General features: G+C 39.7%; 14 protein-coding genes. 6 read left to right on the top strand and 8 right to left on the bottom strand.

What is annotated here, in order from left to right; all coding sequences use genetic code 11:
- Positions 1-8: 8 nt before the first annotated feature.
- A complete protein-coding gene (locus CD138_RS10775; protein ID WP_019167700.1) occupies positions 9-737 on the bottom strand; it encodes an NAD-dependent protein deacylase in 729 nt (242 codons plus the stop codon).
- Positions 738-1,040: 303 nt separating this feature from the next.
- Here CD138_RS10775 and CD138_RS10770 point away from each other — a divergent pair, with 303 nt between their 5' ends.
- Positions 1,041-1,907, top strand: coding sequence for an alpha/beta hydrolase (locus CD138_RS10770; protein ID WP_019167701.1), 867 nt, complete (start codon positions 1,041-1,043; stop codon positions 1,905-1,907).
- Positions 1,908-2,035: 128 nt separating this feature from the next.
- On the opposite strand, the gene CD138_RS10765 is transcribed toward CD138_RS10770, so the two are convergent.
- From CD138_RS10765 to CD138_RS10745, 5 genes are all read right to left on the bottom strand, one after another.
- Entirely contained in the window at positions 2,036-2,638 is a 603-nt protein-coding gene (locus CD138_RS10765; protein ID WP_019167702.1) for a response regulator transcription factor, read from the bottom strand.
- Positions 2,635-3,735: a sensor histidine kinase gene (locus CD138_RS10760; RefSeq protein ID WP_019167703.1), complete on the bottom strand. Its 1,101-nt coding sequence runs from the start codon at positions 3,733-3,735 to the stop codon at positions 2,635-2,637. The genes CD138_RS10765 and CD138_RS10760 overlap by 4 nt, the downstream gene beginning before the upstream one ends.
- Positions 3,732-4,463 (bottom strand): ABC transporter permease, encoded by a 732-nt coding sequence (locus CD138_RS10755; RefSeq protein WP_019167704.1) that lies wholly within the window; start codon positions 4,461-4,463, stop codon positions 3,732-3,734. Before CD138_RS10755 ends, CD138_RS10760 begins: the two co-directional genes overlap by 4 nt.
- Positions 4,460-5,332 (bottom strand): ABC transporter ATP-binding protein, encoded by an 873-nt coding sequence (locus CD138_RS10750; RefSeq protein WP_019167705.1) that lies wholly within the window; start codon positions 5,330-5,332, stop codon positions 4,460-4,462. The genes CD138_RS10755 and CD138_RS10750 overlap by 4 nt, the downstream gene beginning before the upstream one ends.
- Positions 5,333-5,557: 225 nt before the next feature.
- Positions 5,558-5,881 (bottom strand): magnetosome magnetite crystal formation protein family, encoded by a 324-nt coding sequence (locus tag CD138_RS10745; RefSeq protein WP_019167706.1) that lies wholly within the window; start codon positions 5,879-5,881, stop codon positions 5,558-5,560.
- Positions 5,882-6,295: 414 nt separating this feature from the next.
- Between CD138_RS10745 and CD138_RS10740 the strand changes: the two genes are divergently transcribed.
- On the top strand, positions 6,296-7,138 hold the full coding sequence (locus CD138_RS10740) for a peptidoglycan recognition protein family protein (protein ID WP_019167707.1): 843 nt from the start codon (positions 6,296-6,298) through the stop codon (positions 7,136-7,138).
- Between the two features lie 48 nt (positions 7,139-7,186).
- Here CD138_RS10740 and CD138_RS10735 read toward each other — a convergent pair whose 3' ends face one another.
- Entirely contained in the window at positions 7,187-7,666 is a 480-nt protein-coding gene (locus CD138_RS10735) for a YagU family protein (RefSeq protein WP_096559653.1), read from the bottom strand.
- A gap of 369 nt (positions 7,667-8,035) precedes the next feature.
- Here CD138_RS10735 and CD138_RS10730 point away from each other — a divergent pair, with 369 nt between their 5' ends.
- From CD138_RS10730 to CD138_RS14770, 4 genes are all read left to right on the top strand, one after another.
- Positions 8,036-8,593, top strand: a complete 558-nt coding sequence (locus CD138_RS10730; protein ID WP_019167709.1) for an NADPH-dependent FMN reductase — start codon at positions 8,036-8,038, stop codon at positions 8,591-8,593.
- Positions 8,594-10,326: 1,733 nt separating this feature from the next.
- The gene (locus CD138_RS10725; RefSeq protein WP_096559500.1) at positions 10,327-16,500 is read left to right on the top strand and encodes a Rib/alpha-like domain-containing protein; all 6,174 of its coding nucleotides are present in this window, start codon (positions 10,327-10,329) and stop codon (positions 16,498-16,500) included.
- A gap of 209 nt (positions 16,501-16,709) precedes the next feature.
- Entirely contained in the window at positions 16,710-16,991 is a 282-nt protein-coding gene (locus CD138_RS10720; protein WP_019168981.1) for a hypothetical protein, read from the top strand.
- A gap of 66 nt (positions 16,992-17,057) precedes the next feature.
- Positions 17,058-17,168, top strand: a complete 111-nt coding sequence (locus tag CD138_RS14770; RefSeq protein WP_019168982.1) for a helix-turn-helix domain-containing protein — start codon at positions 17,058-17,060, stop codon at positions 17,166-17,168.
- Positions 17,169-17,450: 282 nt separating this feature from the next.
- Here the strand turns inward: CD138_RS14770 and CD138_RS10710 are convergent, their stop codons facing one another.
- Positions 17,451-18,587, bottom strand: coding sequence for an amidohydrolase (locus CD138_RS10710; RefSeq protein ID WP_019168984.1), 1,137 nt, complete (start codon positions 18,585-18,587; stop codon positions 17,451-17,453).
- Positions 18,588-18,852: the final 265 nt, after the last annotated feature.

Raw genomic sequence — 18,852 nt, 5'->3', positions numbered from 1 at the left:
GCTTTTCTTCATGATGTCAGTTGTTCGACGACAGTGACCATATCTTCATGAATGACTAATTCTGCATAGTGATCATAGGGTGTTTCATCTTTATTAATAATGACGAGGTGCTGCCCTTGAAAGTTTGAGACGAGTCCAGCTGCAGGTTGAACGACGAGTGAAGAACCTAAAACAATTAAAGTATCGGCTTGGGAGATTTTTTGTACGGCGCGTGTTAAGGTCGCTTGGTCCAACATTTCTCCATAAAGGACGATATCTGGTCTAATCACATGGCCACAGCGTTCACATTGGATCATTTCGCGCGTCATTACGTCATTTTTCGTGTACTGTTGATGACAATTCGGACAGTAAAAACGATTGAGTGTGCCATGTAATTCATCTACATGTTGGCTCCCCGCATCACTATGAAGGCCGTCAATGTTTTGCGTGATGACACCTAATGCTTGTTGACGTTGCTCCAATTCAGCAATCCATTTGTGAACAGGATTGGGTAATTTATCCGCTAAGAGTAAACGTTTGTGACAAAAACGCATAAAACCAACAGGGTCGTCCTCTAAATAATCGATGCTTAACAAATATTCCGGTGAGTAGCCTTCTTTTGAAATTTCATCAAACAAGCCACCCATTGAACGAAAATCTGGGACACCACTTGCAACTGACACACCTGCACCAGTGAAAAAGACGATGCGCGTTGAGTGGTCGATAATATTTTTTAATTGATCAATAGGATTTACCATAGTTGAATCACTCCATTTTTCAATGTCAATTTCATTTTATCAAAAGGTATATCACAACAAAATAGGTGCATAGACGATGATTGTATCAACACTTCGACGGTGTCATGCGGTGAGACATGTGTCGACATACGTCAATGAACATTGCAAAATATTCAACCCAATGTATAAAATACTGCGTCCGAAACACTAACCCCAATATATAGGACAGTCGTGTAACATTGACTTTTCATAGATTTTGCAATAGAATCAGGTAAATTTATTAAACATCGATGAGACGGCATCGAGCGTAAAGAGGTGACAGCCATGAAAAAATTTTGGAAATGGAGTATTGGTGTGGTTGTGGTATTGATTGTTGCGTGGGTAACGTATATAGGCATTTATCGCAATACATCTATTGCCAATAATCCCAAACATGCCAAGTATATTGATAGCGCCACACCGACGTTATTTTTGCACGGTTACGGTGGGACAGTGAATTCTTTAAAATTTTTAGTGAAGGAAGCGGAGAATCAAGGTGTCACGCAAGACGTCATTACCGCGCACGTGGATGAAGCGGGTGAAGTGAAATTAAAAGGACATTTGGATAGTGACGCAATCAATCCTATCGTACAAGTCGTATTGAAAGAGAATAAGGAAGAAGACCCGGATGTAAATGCAGAATGGTTTAAAGATGTGTTAGTCGCTTTACAAACAAAGTATCATATCAAAAATTTTAACTTTGTCGGGCATTCAATGGCGAATATGACTTTTGCGCAGTATATGGTGACATATGGTAAAGATACCGCGTTGCCACAGTTACAACGTCAAGTCAACATCGCAGGGACGTATAACGGGGTATTGCATATGAATGAAGAAGTGAATGAAATTACGCTTGATGCGGAAGGTAAACCGAGTCGCATGAATCCACCATATCAAGATTTACTTGTATTAAAAAAGGTGTACAAAGGGAAAAATATTGATGTACTGAACATTTACGGAGATTTAAAAGACGGTACGCACTCTGACGGCAGTGTATCGAATACGTCTTCTCGTTCATTGAAGTATCTACTTGGTGGTAGTGCGAAAACGTATCGCGAATCCGAATATGTCGGACCAAGTGCACAGCATAGTGAATTGCATGATAATGAAAAAGTTGCACGTGAACTGATCCAATTTTTGTGGGGCAAATAACCGCAAGTCGCATTTGAAAATGACGACAACTGAATCCATATGAAACGACCACTGCATGTGTATGAAGACGTGCGTGGTCGTTTTTTGATGAAATGTGGGTGAATATCCGCGACAGTGCTGTTCTTGTACTACACCCATCCTTTGTCATGCGCTTTTTTCCATGCATCGAAGCGGTTGTCTGCTTGAAGTTTGTCGATGATGGTCGACGTATAATTGCGTATCGTCCCATCTGATAAATAAAGGGTTTGTGCAATTTCTTTACTCGTCAGGCCTTTGCCAATTTGCTTCAACACGAGTTGTTCTTTGTCGGTGAGGGGGTTCCGTTCTGTGACAAATGAGGTCATTAAAGCATCACTGTATTCTTTTTGACCCGCCATGACGTGATGTATCGTCTGAACGAGTTCATCCACAGAACGCTCTTTTAACACGTACGCATCGACATCGTGTGCTACGGCTGTTTCAAAATAACCTGGACGTTTAAATGTCGTCACTATAATCACTTTGACGTCAATGGCTTGTTCGCGAATGTGTTTCAATACTTCAAGGCCAGTCAATACAGGCATTTCGACATCTAATATGACGACATCAACAGGGTGTGTTTCGACAGCTTTCAAAGCCGCTTGTCCATCACCAACATCAGCAACAACATCTATCGCGTCATGCAGTTGCATCAACTGAACCATCGCTTGACGTAACATCGTTTGATCTTCAGCTAAAACGACACGAATCATAGTGGCACGCTCCTCGGTATCAAAATTTGTATATGTAAACCATTATTGTTTTGTACATGTAATTGCCCTTTTAAAACATCAACACGCGCTTGGATGCTTTGGAGATGAATGGGCGACTTTTCATTAATGCCGCGACCATTATCCTGAATATCGAGCTGTAATCCATCAACCGTTTCAGATAATGCTGCATGCACTGTCGTCGCATTCGCATGTTTAATCACATTGTTAATCGCTTCACGCAGTACCATGGCAAGTAATCCTTGTTTCGCTGGATTCAATGCATGGGCAAATTGTACGCCTTCAAACTGGAATTCCAAATTGGCATCTTGTAATAATGTCTCGACAGATGCCACTTCTTCCGCAAAAGAAGGGATTTTCAAATCGTTAATAATGACACGGATTTGATTGAGTGTCTCTTTTGAAATGGCGTTCACACTTTGCATTTCCAACTTTGCGCGATCAGGTTGGGTATCGATCAACTTGAGTGCGAGTTCGGATTTTAAGCTTAACGATGCAAAAACGTGTCCTAACGTATCGTGTAAGTCTTGTCCAATACGGTTGCGTTCCTGTTCAGCGATTAAAAAGTTTAGCTGTTTATTTTTAGCATCCAACTCATTTTGATAGTGCTGTTGCTCAACCTTTTTGAAGTTCGCAAACATGATGAGATTGATGACAGTGAAAAAGATTAATAAGGCGGCGATATAGTAAGTTTCCGGGTAATACATGGCTGTCACGATAATACAAAGCACCATCGTCGCAAGGCAAGTGATAAATTCTTTGGACCAGAGTTTAGCTTTAAAGTTGTAAGGAATCGCAAACGCACTATAAAACAAAAACAGTGCCGTCATCGGATTGAGGGCATATACGAAATAAATAATGCCCGCGTATTGAAAGGTGAGCAAAGTATACATTAGACCGTAAGACATTAGCGGATAAGCGACTACAAGGGCTGTATAGACAATGACAAAGAGACAAGCAGCGACGATTAAAATATCGCGACGACCATGAATGTATGGATTCCATAAGTTAAGGACTAAGAAAAGTAAATAAAGTAAACTAGATAAATTCAGATAATGTAAATCTAATTTTTTAATCATGATATCTCACTTCTTTTACGGATATACAGTGCAAGTGTTAAGAAAATTATACTATATATGAGCAAAACGATTAAAGATAATACCGGAAATTGTTCATGCAAACTGATGTCATAGGATAGCTTTTTTAAATGATATGTCGGTGTGATCACTGCAAGATGTTGCATCCATGTTGGAAATTGTGACACAGGGAACCATAGCCCGCCGAGAACAGCCAGAGCTAAATACAAAATATTGCCGATACCGCTCACTTTTTGCGTATCATCCATCTGTGCAAGAAGCGCGCCTAAACTCAACATCAAACTTGCCCCGAGCCAGATAAAAACACCTGAGATCAACCAATCGTGCCACGACATCTGTACACCTCGTAACAGTGCCGCCAATGTAAATATCATGACAATCGCCAGCGCAAATTGAAACATGACTTTACCCATTTTGACGCCAACGTAGTGAACGGGTGTAAGTGGCGTACGCATGAGCCGTTTGTACCAGCCACGTGTGCGTTCGTCAATGAGGTCTAACGGAAAAGAAAATAAGCAAAAACTCATTAAACTAAATGTCGTCATACTGTACATATACTCTTGGTTGAATTGTGTCATGGCTGCCTTGGTTAGGTCGAGGATAGACGTAAACAATAAATAAAATGCAGACGGGAGTAATACGGCGAGTGCAAATCGTGTTTTGTGACGTATCAGTAAGCGCAGTTCTGTGAAAAAGTAATGTTTGATCATTGTGATACACCGCCTTGGTCTTGTTTGAATATAATGTCGAGTAATGAATGATGATGAATTTCAATATGTTGTAACGGTACATGAAGTGACAAGAGTTCGATTAACGTTTGTTGTACATCTGCTGTTTCAATTTTGAGTTGCCTGTCATCTGATGGCATGAGTTTGACACTAGATAATTGTGATAGCAGTGCTTCAGATGGTGGTGTAGGCAATGTGATGATGGAGCGTCCTTGTTCCTGTTTAATATGTTGTGGTGTATCGTCCATGACTAAACGGCCTTGACTGAGTACAATGACACGATCTGCCATTTGTTCAATTTCTTCTATGTAGTGAGAAGTATAAAAAATCGTACGTCCCTCTGCTTTCAACTGACGAATGACTGACCAGAAATGTTGGCGCATTTCGACATCCATCGCACTGGTTGGCTCGTCTAAAATAAGGCATTGGGGTTGCCCAACAAGTGTTAACGCAAAGTCTAAAATACGTTGTTGCCCACCTGAGAGTTGTGTCGCAAATTGTTGGAGTTGTGCTTCTGTAAAGCGTGTGATGTCGAGCCATGACTCAAGTGGTAAAGGCGCGTGATAGCAATGCGCAAATAAATGATACAGCTCAATGACTTTCATGCGCTCGGGAAAGCGACTTTGTTGAAACATCACGCCTAAACGTTCTGGTGTTAAAAGGTGGTCAAGGTCTTGTATTGTCCCTTGTACAGGGTGGCGGTCGCCGATAATCATATCAATAAGCGTGGTTTTTCCAGAGCCATTCGGTCCAATCAGTGCGGTACATTGGCCAGCATGAATTTGAAATGACACATCATCAACAACATGGCGTTGATTGTATGTTTGCGTTAAATGAGAAATTTGAATCATATCCGTCACATCCTTTAATCAGGTTATGTTGATTGTATGTGAACGGCGCCCTTCGTTTGTAGTGAGGTTTGTCATCATGACGATATGACATTTGTCATGATTTAGGAGTTGAAGCGGGGAGAGGGTAAGACTGAAGCCAAAAGCTCGGACAAATTCATGTCCGAGCTTTGAACTGAGATGATGTCTCAAGTATTGCCATCAACTGACATGGCATGTAGACAGCAACTAAATTTGTTCGACAACTAATACTTTGATGCCAGAGTACAAGTTATAAACGATGTAATAGAGTGAACCTACAATGGTGATGATCATGACAATCACGAGGAAAGTTGTTAACAACGCACCGCTTGTATTGACAATCGCGATGAAACAAGCAAAAGCGATGATGGAAAATACGGTCGGCAAAATGTGATAAAGCAATGCTTTTTTACCATGTGCTGAAACAGGCTGTGGTGCGACCAACCATACGATAAGTGGGAATAATACTGGCGCAAAAAATACGCTGAAATATGAAAGACAAGCTAATAATTTTTCTGATGTAGTTGACATTGTGTCAGCCTCCTTTTTGTCATTATAATCATATTTTTGTTTAATGTGAAATAATCATTTTAGAATTTTACAAAATATAATCATTTTTTATTTTCCACATCAATATAATCATTAAACTTGTTAAAAAATATTCGAACTGAGATTAGAACGGTGGCTATCGTCCAGGTGTGCGGAAGAGACAGCTCAAACGTGCAAATGAACAATAATATTTCAAATACATTTATATTCATAGGCAATGAACCAAACTAGAAACGGCTTTAAAAGAGAAAATTAAGTCTGACCTAAAGATAAAGTAGTCTTTTTTAAAATATAGAGGCTTGACTTTAAAAAGGAACGGCGTAGTATCTATTGTATAAAAGTATTATAGAATTTGATGTTGTTTAAATAAAATCCAGAGAGAAAGGCGTGGTTAAAATGCTAAAAGGGATGACGACGATGGCACTGTCTGCAATGATGACACTCACATCATTATTTTTTGCGACTTCGAGTTATGCACGCAACCTATTGGGAACAGTGGATTTAGCTGCTTCCACAGACGCTGCTACTGTTATACAACAGCCTCAACATGTACCGAGCCCTCACAGTTGGATGTCCCAAAGTCAGCAAAAGCAACCTCAATCATCAGTACAAAACATGCCTCCAATTCCTTATCCTGATGTCAACCAATACATTATAAAAAATCACATTCAACACGCCCCAGTTGTCAAAGATTCACGAATGAACACACTCCCTAAAATTCCTTACAAATATGGCACGTATATCGGTGTTGTTATTCATGAAGTCGGTGAAGATAATCGTACGTTACAACAATGGGTCGACCGGATGTACGCGACCTATAATACGGCTTTTGTCCATGCCTTTGTAGATGCCAATGAAATCCATATTACAGCATCATCGAATTATATCGCTTGGGGTGCAGGTAAAGAGGCGAACCCGTACTTCTATCATATTGAAGTCGTTCGGATGTATAGCTTTGATGACTTTGCAAGATCAGTGAATAACCAAGCATGGCTCGCAGCGTACATGTTGAAACAACAAAACATTGAACCGACATTAGCTGACGATCAAGCAGGGGTGGGATCGATTATTAGTCATTATGCCGTTTCGAAATATTGGGGCGGTACAACACATACAGACCCAATCGCGTATTATCATAGATGGAATTACAGTATGGAACAATTCTTTGAGTTAGTGAAACATCATTATGAACAAATGGAAGATGCCGAAGTTGTGGTTGACGAAGAAAAATTGAAATAGAGCAAGTGGGCTAGGAAATCGTAACGGTGTCCTAGCCCATGTTTCATTTTATTGAAGTTCAGATTGATGCTGATAAAAGTAAAGTAGACGAGCACCTTCAATCGTCATCATCCATACAATATGTCCGAATAATTCAGATAAATGCTCATGGAAAGGTTGATCCCATGGTGCAGGTACTGTGTGCATGAGCGGCATTAAAATCAAATGGAAAAGTACCCAAATGACAATCCCAAAAACAGCTCCGTATCCCATAGCGACAGCGGCATACTTTTTCACTAACAAGCAATAAATCACTGCGATCACAATTGAAAAACTGAAATGTACAATAAAACTCACCCACGGCAAGGCCATATGTGAAAATGTATACGTTTGATGTGTAAAGTCATGACTGAATCCGATTTGTTGTAACAATTCTTGTGGTGGATTCGTCGCGTTTCTTTCTGGCGTACGTGGTGGAAACATCACTTCCCAACCGAGTTTGACGATACCAGATAGTATGCCTCCAATAATACCTGTAAAGAGCAACATGCCCCATTGTCGTTGTCTCAATATCAGGACCTCCTTGTTGTATAAGATATCCAAAGTATAGGATTATGTGAAAAAAATATCAATATACTATTGGAAGATAATTTTGAATATTTGATGGCAAAAAGGGAGTGACATGTAAGGTGCAATCATGCTTATGATGAGAAAGTATGGGAATAAATTGAATTTTACTTTGAAAAGGTCTCGATAGTGTTAGACGATACAGCTATGAACGCATCTGTCAAAAACGGAATGATTCAGGTATTTTGAATTCATGCATTCAGTAAAATAAAAAAACCTGTGTTATGATAGTACCAAATTTAACATCAGTCGTAAGTAGATGAGAAAGTGACTGGCTAAAGGAGAATTAAGATGAAAAACATTGTATTTATTTGTGGTAGCTTAAGGAAAGACTCGTACAACCGAATTTATATGGAGAAAATGATGCAACAAGTGCCTGAAAATTGGAATATTAAAGAAGTGTCATTCAAAGATGTGCCTGTATATAACTTTGATCTTGAGGGTGAGCAAGAACCAGCAGCTGTGACCGCATTTCGTGATGCCTTAAGTGAAGCAGACGGTATTGTCATCATGACACCAGAGTATAATAATGGCACACCAGGTCCGTTGAAAAATGCGATTGACTGGGCTTCTCGTGTTAAAAATAAAGGGGACCGTTCACCATTAATCAATCGACCATTTGCGATTGCAGGATGTTCTCCAGGGGCAACAGGTTCAGCGTTGTCACAAGCTCAATTAAGACAAACATTAACAGCAATGAATGCACACATTATGCCAGGACCTAAATTAGTTGTTGGCCGTGTACACGAATTGATTACAGATGCAGGGACAATTGAAGACGAACGTACGATTTCTTATATGAAACGTTTTGTAAATGCGTTCGATGCATATATTGATCGTTTAAACTAAAAGGAACAAGACTGGGAGATATTAAATTTTTCCCAGTCTCTTCTTTTTTATGGACATATATCGATTAATGATGTTGATAATACAGCCAAAAATGAGGATGAATGGGACGTAATATTTGTAGGTTAAGGAGTTGTCTCCCTGTCATAAACTTGCCCTAAGTGACTACATTTGACGTAAGATGGCCCAGAAGGCTGAGAGTCATCAACAAAATCCTGCCATTTAACTTTGATAGTGGCTACTGTTTAACGCAGTAGCTGTCTGACTTCTCAATACGCATGCTTTTGAGAAGTCTAGTCAGCCTTGCGGGGGCAGTACGACGAAATCTTTGTTCCACATGAGATTGCTGTACTGCTCCCGAAAATCCAATTTGGCTTCCATCCAGTGTACACTTCAATCAAGCCGAATTGAGTTGAGGCAAGTACCTAGGAACGCGAAGCCATGAGGGCAATCAGTAGACATAAATCATAGGGAGGGCAAGTGAAAAAAATACTGCATCCATAGCATCAAAAATTTTTTGTCTCAGCCTTTTTCGTGATTTTTCGTAATTAAAAGGAAATCAAATTGAACAGCGGATACATACGATCAACGTGTACAGAATGATTTTTATCGCAAATTACATATACATATGCAATAAAAAGAGTAAATTAACTTAATCCAATATTTACAGTTTCATTACAGAATCATTGATTTTCTGTATAGAATCAATAAATGCACAATAAGTTAGTTAGCAAAACTCATTAAAATGGACGGCAAATGCGTGCTACGTCTAGTTAAAATGAGCATAGCTAACTCTTTTTATAATTAAATTTTTAAAGAACAAAGAAATATTTTTAATTATATGTAACATTGATATGAAAAATGGCGTCGTATCAATGTTTGTAATGATTTTTGATGTTCAAATGTGTAGGATAACGGCAACGTTTCTTTGTTCAACAGTACAATCTATAGGCTTTCTTGATTTTTCAGAGCCATTTTGCGCAACGCTTGTCCTGATTGAGTTGGTTAGCTTTAATCACTGAATAGGATAAGCGTTTTTCATTGTAAACAAATGAAAACGTTTTTCAAACACTTATGACATTTAGGATTTCGGTGATAGAATGGCGAAAGTTGTATGAAAACTTTTAAATATTTACAGAAGATTATATTGTAAATAAATCCATTTTGTAATTTATAGAATAGTAAATTTGATGATTTGTGATTAAGCAAATTAACAAAATGCTCACTTTTTCCATAAGTATATGAAAAGTATCAGACTTCATTTCATCATTGCTTCTGCTGCTAGTTGCAATTGGTTAGTGAGGACATACGATCATATATAAGTGGTCTGTTCTATACTTTGTCTATTACATTCGTATCAAAAAGGGTTTAACCTACCGCGATATACTGCGCGCACATATATTCTCCTGTTTATGAAAGTTAAGCATCATAATGACTATTGATATTGATCGCTTTTTGGATTTCACATATAAATTATTTTTTGTAATCAATTCACCCTAAAAAAATATTTATATTGTTTATTTATAGAGTTTGAGAAGGATAAAGTGACAAAAGTCTAATGATGCTTAAAGTTCTATATTAATATTTTGAAAGTCATACCTTTTTAAAGTTAAAACCAAAAAACTATGCTTAAAATATCGTCATATTTTGGTGGAAATTTTAAAAATCACAACGTCATTGTCAGTCATATCGTTAAGTTGCAAATGTGTTTAAAAAAATCAGGAGTTGATAATTTAATGAACAAATCAAAAGAGAAACAGTTAGGATTTTTGTCAAAACGTCAAAATAGGTATGCCATTCGTCGCTTTTCAGCTGGTATCGCTTCAGTGCTCGTCGGTACAGCTTTCTTTTTCGGTGCCCATACGAGTGAAGCATCTGCCTCGGAACAAGATCAAACAGCGCAAACCGCTCATGATGATTCTGGGACTTCGGACACGCTCACAGAAATCAATGAAGAAACAGCACAAGTACCGACAACAGCAACAAATCCATCAGTTGAAGAAGTCAATCAACAAGAAGAAGCAGGTATTGATCAGTCAATAGCACCACAAACTTCAGAACAACAGGAAGATGCAACAGCAATCAATGACTCAGAAAATACATCCGAAGCCGTTACGCAAGAACAAACGCAAGATGTACAAGCCACTGACGAAAATCACGACGGCACTCCGAAAAATGATACTGAACTCCAATCGAATGATGGGACTTCCACTCAAGAACCCAAAACAACAGAAGAAACAACAGTCGAAGCATCTACAAAAGAAGCAGTAACAGAAAAAACACCTCAAGAAGAAATATCTCATAGGGAAGAATTGTCTAAAAATGACAAGGACACAACAGAAAAGCAAACAACAGAATCTTCAACAAGTGAAACCCCCACAACAGAAACGACTACAACAAAAAAATCTACAAACCAACCAGAATCTTCAGCTCAAGAAAACCCAACAAATCAATCACAAACAACGGAAGCATCAAAAATAACAAAAGCAGACCTTGAAAAATTATTAAAAGAAACATCTTTCGAGGATATGGATGCAACTACAAAAGCACTCTATTTAGACTTGCTTAAAGACTATACGAATAAACAAGATGCAGCAAAACCTATAGCCACAGCGAAAACGAGAACTCAAGCTAAGAAAGTGACTGCGCCTAAAACGAACACACGACCAAGTGATGTCGTTGCAGAAAACAAGCGTGAAGTGACTGCAGATGCAATCGCAAACGGTTATATCCGTACGGGTACAGATGCGACAAATGCGGCACATACGTTATCAGGTCGCGCTTGGGTATTAGGTCGCGGCACACTGGCAACGATGGCTAATGGCTTAACACCTGTTCCAGAAGGTACTAAAGTTCATTTACAATGGATAGATAAAGATGGTGCAACTTCACCGATTTATACTGCAAAAACAACGAATAAGTTAAGTGCTGTAGACGGTAGTCAAGTGGGGCCAGGTGCCTATGCATTTGATTTACGTAAAGGCTGGACGGATGCGAACGGTAAACACCATGTATACAGTGCGGAAAAAGGTCAACGTTATAAAATATGGATTGACGACTTCAGAACTAAAGAGGGCGATATCTACACAATGTTACGTGTATCAGGAGGCTTTCTTCCAGGAACATTTGTTGATTCAGTGACGAAAAACAATATGGGTCAATTTCCACTAGTGGGCACAAATATGCAACGTACAGGTATCTTTATGACCACATTGCCTTCAGAAAAACATTTATCTGCAAAAAATAAAGTTCAAGATAAAAAAGGTGCGACTGCCAATCCCGCGGTGACAATGATTGAAAACAATTTTGTGAGTGGTAAAGTTTGGCTTGAAACAGGTGATGGCGACTATGCGAATTCAGCGTCGGGCCCGAATTTTAATAAGAAAGATATCCCTGCCTCTGGATACAAAGTAGTGATGACATCATTAACAAAGGCGGGTGCTCAAGCATATCAAACCCAGGTGAACCGTTTACCAGAAAAAGACAGAGCGGCAGCAGCACGCAAATTGTTAAAAGCGCATCCGGAATATATGTCGGTAACTGTAGAAGGGACAACAAATGCACGGGGTGAATACACATTACGTTTCCCTAAAGGTACACTGAATAAAGATTTTCTTTACGGTTACGTATTAAGTCCAAACGGTGAGGTTCTAGCAAGTTATTCAGGGTTTACTTCAACAGAGTTTCGTAAACCTAATTATGATGTCGCAACCGCACCACAAACAGCAGCTTATTACAGACCGATTCGAAATGCTTGGGTCAATGTTAATTTTGCAGTAGTTGAATCGACACGCGCACAAATCAATATTAAAAACTTCGATGTCACTTCAAACCCTGGTCATCGTGGTCAAGTCGCATATGTCGATGTTTCAGGCATACCGCGTACATCATTGCCTACACGTGTACAATGGAAAGATTCAACAGGCAAAGTTGTTCAAGATAGTGGTCCGGTCACTTCGAAAGCAGAAGCGGAAAACAAAGGTAAATTTACAATCCCAACGCATGCCAAATCAGGTGAAGTCTATACTGTAGAGCTTGTCGTGGATGGACATGTCGCAGCTTCTGACTCATTCATTGTACATGTCAATGAAGATGCAGCGAAATATCAACCAGTGTATCCGCCAGTCACAGTAGAACCAGGACAATCAGCAACGATTCCAGCACCGCAAAATACAGATGGTCAGCCTTTACCGAATGGTACAACTTTTGAAAAAGGTTATCACGTGCCAACTTGGGTGACTGTGAATAAGGATGGGTCGATCACAGTTAAACCTGGAGAAAAAGTCACAGAAGATGAATATGCGATACCTGTCATTGTGACGTATCCAGACGGGTCTAAAAACACAATTTTTGCCCCTGTTACTGTTCAACAAAAAGAACCAATGGCATCGGAATATGAGCCAACAACCGAGGGTGTAACGAAAAAATACGGCACACCAGTAACGAGTGATGATGTGACTGGCACAGTGAAAATTCCAGATTTTCCAGTTGATGGAGAGCAACCAAAAGTCACGGTAGATGATGAAACACAATTACCAGGCGGCACAACGGAAGGCCGAGTGGAAGTAGATGTAACAGTGACATATCCGGATGGCACGAAGGATCACATCAAAGTGCCTGTCGTGACAGAGAAACAACCGGACGGAGATAAGTACGAACCTACAACGGAAGGCGTAACGAAAAAGTATGGCACACCAGTAACGACAGATGATGTGACTGGCACAGTGAAGATTCCAGATTTTCCAGTTGATGGAGAGCAACCGAAAGTCACGGTAGATGATGAAACACAATTACCAGACGGTACAACAGAAGGAAAAGTGGAAGTAGACGTAACAGTGACGTATCCGGATGGCACGAAGGATCACATCAAAGTGCCTGTCGTGACAGAGAAACAACCGGATGGAGACAAGTATGAGCCAACAACCGAGGGTGTAACGAAAAAATACGGCACACCAGTAACGAGTGATGATGTGACTGGCACAGTGAAGATTCCAGATTTTCCAGTTGAGGGCCAGCAACCAAAAGTCACGGTAGATGATGAAACACAATTACCGGACGGCACAACAGAAGGCCGAGTGGATGTAGACGTAACAGTGACGTATCCAGATGGCACGAAGGATCACATCAAAGTTCCAGTTGTGTCAGAGAAACAACCGGACGGAGACAAGTATGAACCAACAAGTACTGGCGTGACGAAAAAATATGGCACGCCAGTAACGACAGGTGATGTGACTGGCACAGTGAAGATTCCGAATTTCCCAGTTGATGGAGAGCAACCAAAAGTCACGGTAGATGATGAAACACAATTACCAGACGGTACAACAGAAGGCCGAGTGGATGTAGACGTAACAGTGACGTATCCAGATGGAACGAAGGATCATATCAAAGTGCCTGTCGTGACAGAGAAGCAACTAGACGGAGATAAGTACGAACCAACAACCGAGGGTGTAACGAAAAAGTATGGCACATCAGTAACGACAGATGATGTGACTGGCACAGTGAAGATTCCAGATTTTCCAGTTGATGGCCAGCAACCGAAAGTCACGGTAGATGATGAAACACAATTGCCAGACGGCACAACAGAAGGAAAAGTGGAAGTAGATGTAACAGTGACGTATCCAGACGGAACGAGGGATCACATCAAAGTTCCAGTTGTGACAGAGAAGCAACCGGATAATGAAAAATATGAACCTACATCAACGGGAGTTACAAAAGCTTATGGTATTCCTACGACAGCAGATGAAGTGACAGGTTCAGTTCATATCCCGAATTTCCCAGTCGATGGCAAGCAACCTGTTGTGACAGTGAATGACCCTAAACGATTGCCAAATGGTAAAAAGGAAGGTCAAATCAATGTTCCCGTGACAGTGACATATCCAGACGGCACAAAAGATTACATGACAGTACCCGTAATCACAGGTAAACAGGCAGAAAATGAAAAATACGAGCCAATCACTTTGGGAGTAGTCAAAGATTATGGTAATCCTACAACTGCTAAAGATGTAACGGATTCCATTCAAATCCCAACATATCCAGTAGGGGGTCAACAACCAAAAGTGACAGTAGATGACGAAACACAATTGCCAGATGGTACGACAGAAGGTCAAGTGGATGTCAAAGTAACAGTGACGTACCCAGATGGCACAAAAGATCACATTACTGTTTCAGTGGTTACAAACCCACAAAAGGATAATCAAAAATACGAACCGACAAGCACGGGCGTAACAAAAGAATATGACACACCAACAACTGTTGAAGATGTGTTGAATGCAGTCACAGTACCGGACTACCCAGCTGATCGAGAGGAACAACCTGTAAAAACAGTCGATGCGCCAGATCAATTACCAGATGGTACGACAGAAGGCCAAGTCCTTGTCGGTGTTACAGTAACATATCCAGATGGTTCAAAAGATTATATTAAAGTGCCAGTCGTAACAAATCCACCAACGGATAATGTCAGATATGAACCTACAACGGACGGTATTACGAAGCCATTTGGTGAACCTACGACAGCAGATGATGTGACGAATGCGGTTAAAATACCCCACTTCCCAACAGAAGGCGAACAACCTACGATTACAGTCATTGATCCAAAACAATTGCCGGACGGTCAAAAAGAAGGGCTGGTAAATGTGGGTGTGATAGTGACATATCCAGATGGCACAACGGATTACTTCACAGTGCCGGTTGTGACAAGTAAGCAGGCAGATAGCGATCAATACACGCCAAAAACAAATGGTATTACAAAACCATTCGGCATTCCGACAAGTTCTGATGAAGTGGAAGATGCTGTAAAGATTCCGAATTACCCAGTAGATGCGCAACCACCCGTCGTCAAAGTGAAAGACCCAACACAATTACCAGACGGCAGTGTGGCTACGACAGTAGATGTTGATGTGACGGTGACATACCCAGATGGCACAACAGATGAAATCACTGTTCCAGTCACAACAGTCAGTTCAGATGAGGGAGGACATGGTTCAAGTGGCTCATCAGGAAGTGGTTCAACGCCAAACGCTAATAGTCCAACAGTGAGACCAGCTATTCAATTACCGCGTTTGAAAGGCTCTGTACCGCATTTGGCAGCACCAACAACCCCTCATCAAGAAGCAGATAGTGACAAGTACAGTCCAACAAGTGAAGGGATAACGAAAGCGCATGGCATACCCGTGAAGAAGAATGATGTCACAGATTCAGTGTACATTCCGAACTATCCAACAGGGGGTGGTCAGCCTACTGTGACAGTGCACGATGAAACGCAATTACCAGATGGCACAACAGATGGTACAGTAGATGTCGATGTTGAAGTGCGCTATCCTGATGGTTCAACAACCCAGCTCACAGTACCCGTGACGATTGAAAGTACATCGAAAGTGCAAGTAGAAGCAATGGATCCTAGTGGTGTCAAATCAACGCAAACAACTGTGGACTCAGTAGAGACACAAGCAGAAGAAGATGCATCAACGACGGATGACGTACCAACAGTTGGCGATGTTACGCCTGTTGTGAAAGGTCATGAAAAAGTAGCATCAAAAGCAAAAGATCAACAACCAGCGAATGATGAAGTAGTCACAATTCCAACCGTTGCTCATGGCTCAAAATTAGCAAATGATGATGAAAGTGGTGCAAATGTATCAAAACAAGCTAAAGATACGACTGAAAATGTTGTGCATATGCCTATAAATAAGACAAATGGCGATGTTGCACTAACAAATCTCGCTACTGTCTCTCATATGCAAGTAACGCAAACTGAAATGACTACAGCTGAAACAACAACTCAAGTCGAGATTCAACAATTACCAGAAACAGGTGGAAATTCGAAACAAGCAGGTGCATTATTAGGCGGATTCATTGCAGTAATGGGTAGCTTACTATTATTCGGTAGACGCCGTAAAGAAAAGAAAGACTAATCTTTTGATAAAGGCTTGTCCTCGTTCATGAGGGCAGGTCTTTTTTTAATAAGTGTCATCATTCTGGATGTTTTAAATGATAATATATGCATAAGTTAGTAGTTTTATGAAATATAGTTTACGTATTACATTTATTTTATTTATAATAGTTTTGATAGAGAATATTTCATTCAGCCAAATAGAGAAAAAGAGAGATTGGAGTGTATGAAATGAGTTATGCTGTAGGAATTAGTTTTACCATTTTAATTTTATTAACAGGTCTGTGGTTTATTATTTTTAACCGTCATCAACCGATTATTTTCTTTTTTCCAGCAAAGACGCGAACCAATATATTAACAGGCAGGTCTTTTTTAGTTTTGAGTTTGATTTACCTGATCATTGTCATCGCTTTGCCCGTACGCATCTCGACCATGTTGTTACTTTGCATAGGTTTGTCAGTGTTGGATTTAGTCGTAGTGTACATATTACTAAAACTAGAAGTGATTGAATAATCAGCCATACGAGAAGCGGCTTTGTATGAAACAAGGTCGTTTTTTGGTTGATAAGGGGTGTTACATATGAGGGAGCAAGATTATAAAATTTTATCTTTACTTTATCGGGAGAAAAATTTAATGAGAGTAGCAGAAAAATTGTTTATGTCACAACCAGCATTGACGTACCGCATTTAGAAAATTGAAGAAGAGTTTGGAATTCATTTGACGAATAAATTTGGTAAAATATCGAGTTTACAACAGAGGGCGAATATATTTTTAGAAAAACATGGCTATTTTATAGAACCTCGATTCAGAAAAATAGTCACATATATCAGTTTATAAAATTTTGTGAGAATTACTTTGACTAAGTACCATAGTTAATTAACACGGCGATAATGGACATAGTAAAAATAATGACGATAGCATCAGGAAACTTTTTAACATTTTTTTCTTTCATTTAAAACATCTCATTTTTTGTTACAACTCTTGATAGGCTTGCTTAAATTCGCTATTAATTTGATGTCTTAAAGTAGGTTGAGTTAGAAAATCGGCTATGGTATAACTTAAAGCTTTACTTGCTACTTGAATTGCTGCATGTGCTTCAGCTAATTTTCCTGAATCGACCCATGCTTTTGTATGATTAGGTGTGTGAAGCGGTACAAAGGCAGTCCTTAAACAAGCTCCAGGTACATGATGCGTAACTAAATTGAAATCTGTGGATCCAGTCTTTTCTCTTGGTGGTGAGATTCGAGAGGCCCCTGCTAATTCAGCGTTTTTTAACAAAACCTCATTGTTTTTTAACAAAACATCATTTAATGTTTGAACGTTGACTTTACTTTCTAACTGTTTAACTGTTTTAATCGTTACTTCGGTTTCTGTAGCGTGAGCGGCACCTTCTGCAACACGTTTCATTCGTTTTAAAAGTTGATTTAAATTCGAACGTTTTTCTGCTCTAAAAGAAAACTGTGCTGATGCGAACTCAAGCACGATATTGACAGCTTGTCCGCCATTCGTAATAATGCCATGCATACGTACATCACTTGTGACATGTTTTCGTAAGTACTCGATACCGTTAAATAGCATCATGACTCCGTCTAAAGCACTTCTACCAAGTTTGGGTGACACAGCGGCGTGAGAGGGTGCGCCGGTAAATTCGAAGTCTACTTTATTGATAGCTAAAGACTTTGTATCTGCTGTGGTGCGGTCACTCCCTTGCATCATTAAGGCCAAATCTAAGTCTTTGAATACCCCTGCTTTTTGCATAGGCAACTTACCGCTTGTCGTTTCTTCAGCGGGTGTACCAATGACTTTGGTAATGAAATTTAAGTCGGAATAAGCCTTAATTGTCGCAATCGCAGCACCGATAATTGATGGCGTTTGAAGTTGATGTCCACAACCATGACCTAACTGAGCTAAGGCGTCATATTCACAAATTAACCCGATAGTATAAGGTTCTTTTAACAAATTCATATGATGATCAAATTTTGCAATAAATGCAGTTGGTAAATCAGCGACGTGTCGTTCTATATCAAACCCATACTTATCAAGAATTGAGGTGATTTGTTTGACAGCTTTAAATTCTTCATTGGGAGTGAATAGGAGTGGCAGCTTCAAATCAATACAGATGTTTCACGTGAAAACTAATGGTTGATACAGTCAAATTGGGTGTTGTAGTAAGTAAAGTAAGGTAGGGGAATTTTAGTAAAATAGCTACATTCGAATCTACTAATTATTAAAATATAGAGAAAAATAGTAAGCCGAAAAAATAATTAAAGTTTGTACTGTTATAACAATTACTAAATGGATGTGATTATAAAAGCAGCGAGTTGATATACAAAGAAACATGGGAAGAATTTCATAATCGTCTTAGGGGAGTGCT

The organism is Staphylococcus intermedius NCTC 11048, assembly GCF_002902385.1.
Taxonomy (GTDB): domain Bacteria; phylum Bacillota; class Bacilli; order Staphylococcales; family Staphylococcaceae; genus Staphylococcus; species Staphylococcus intermedius.
Note: the sequence above shows the minus strand (reverse complement) of the source record. Positions and strands in the feature narration are given on the sequence as shown.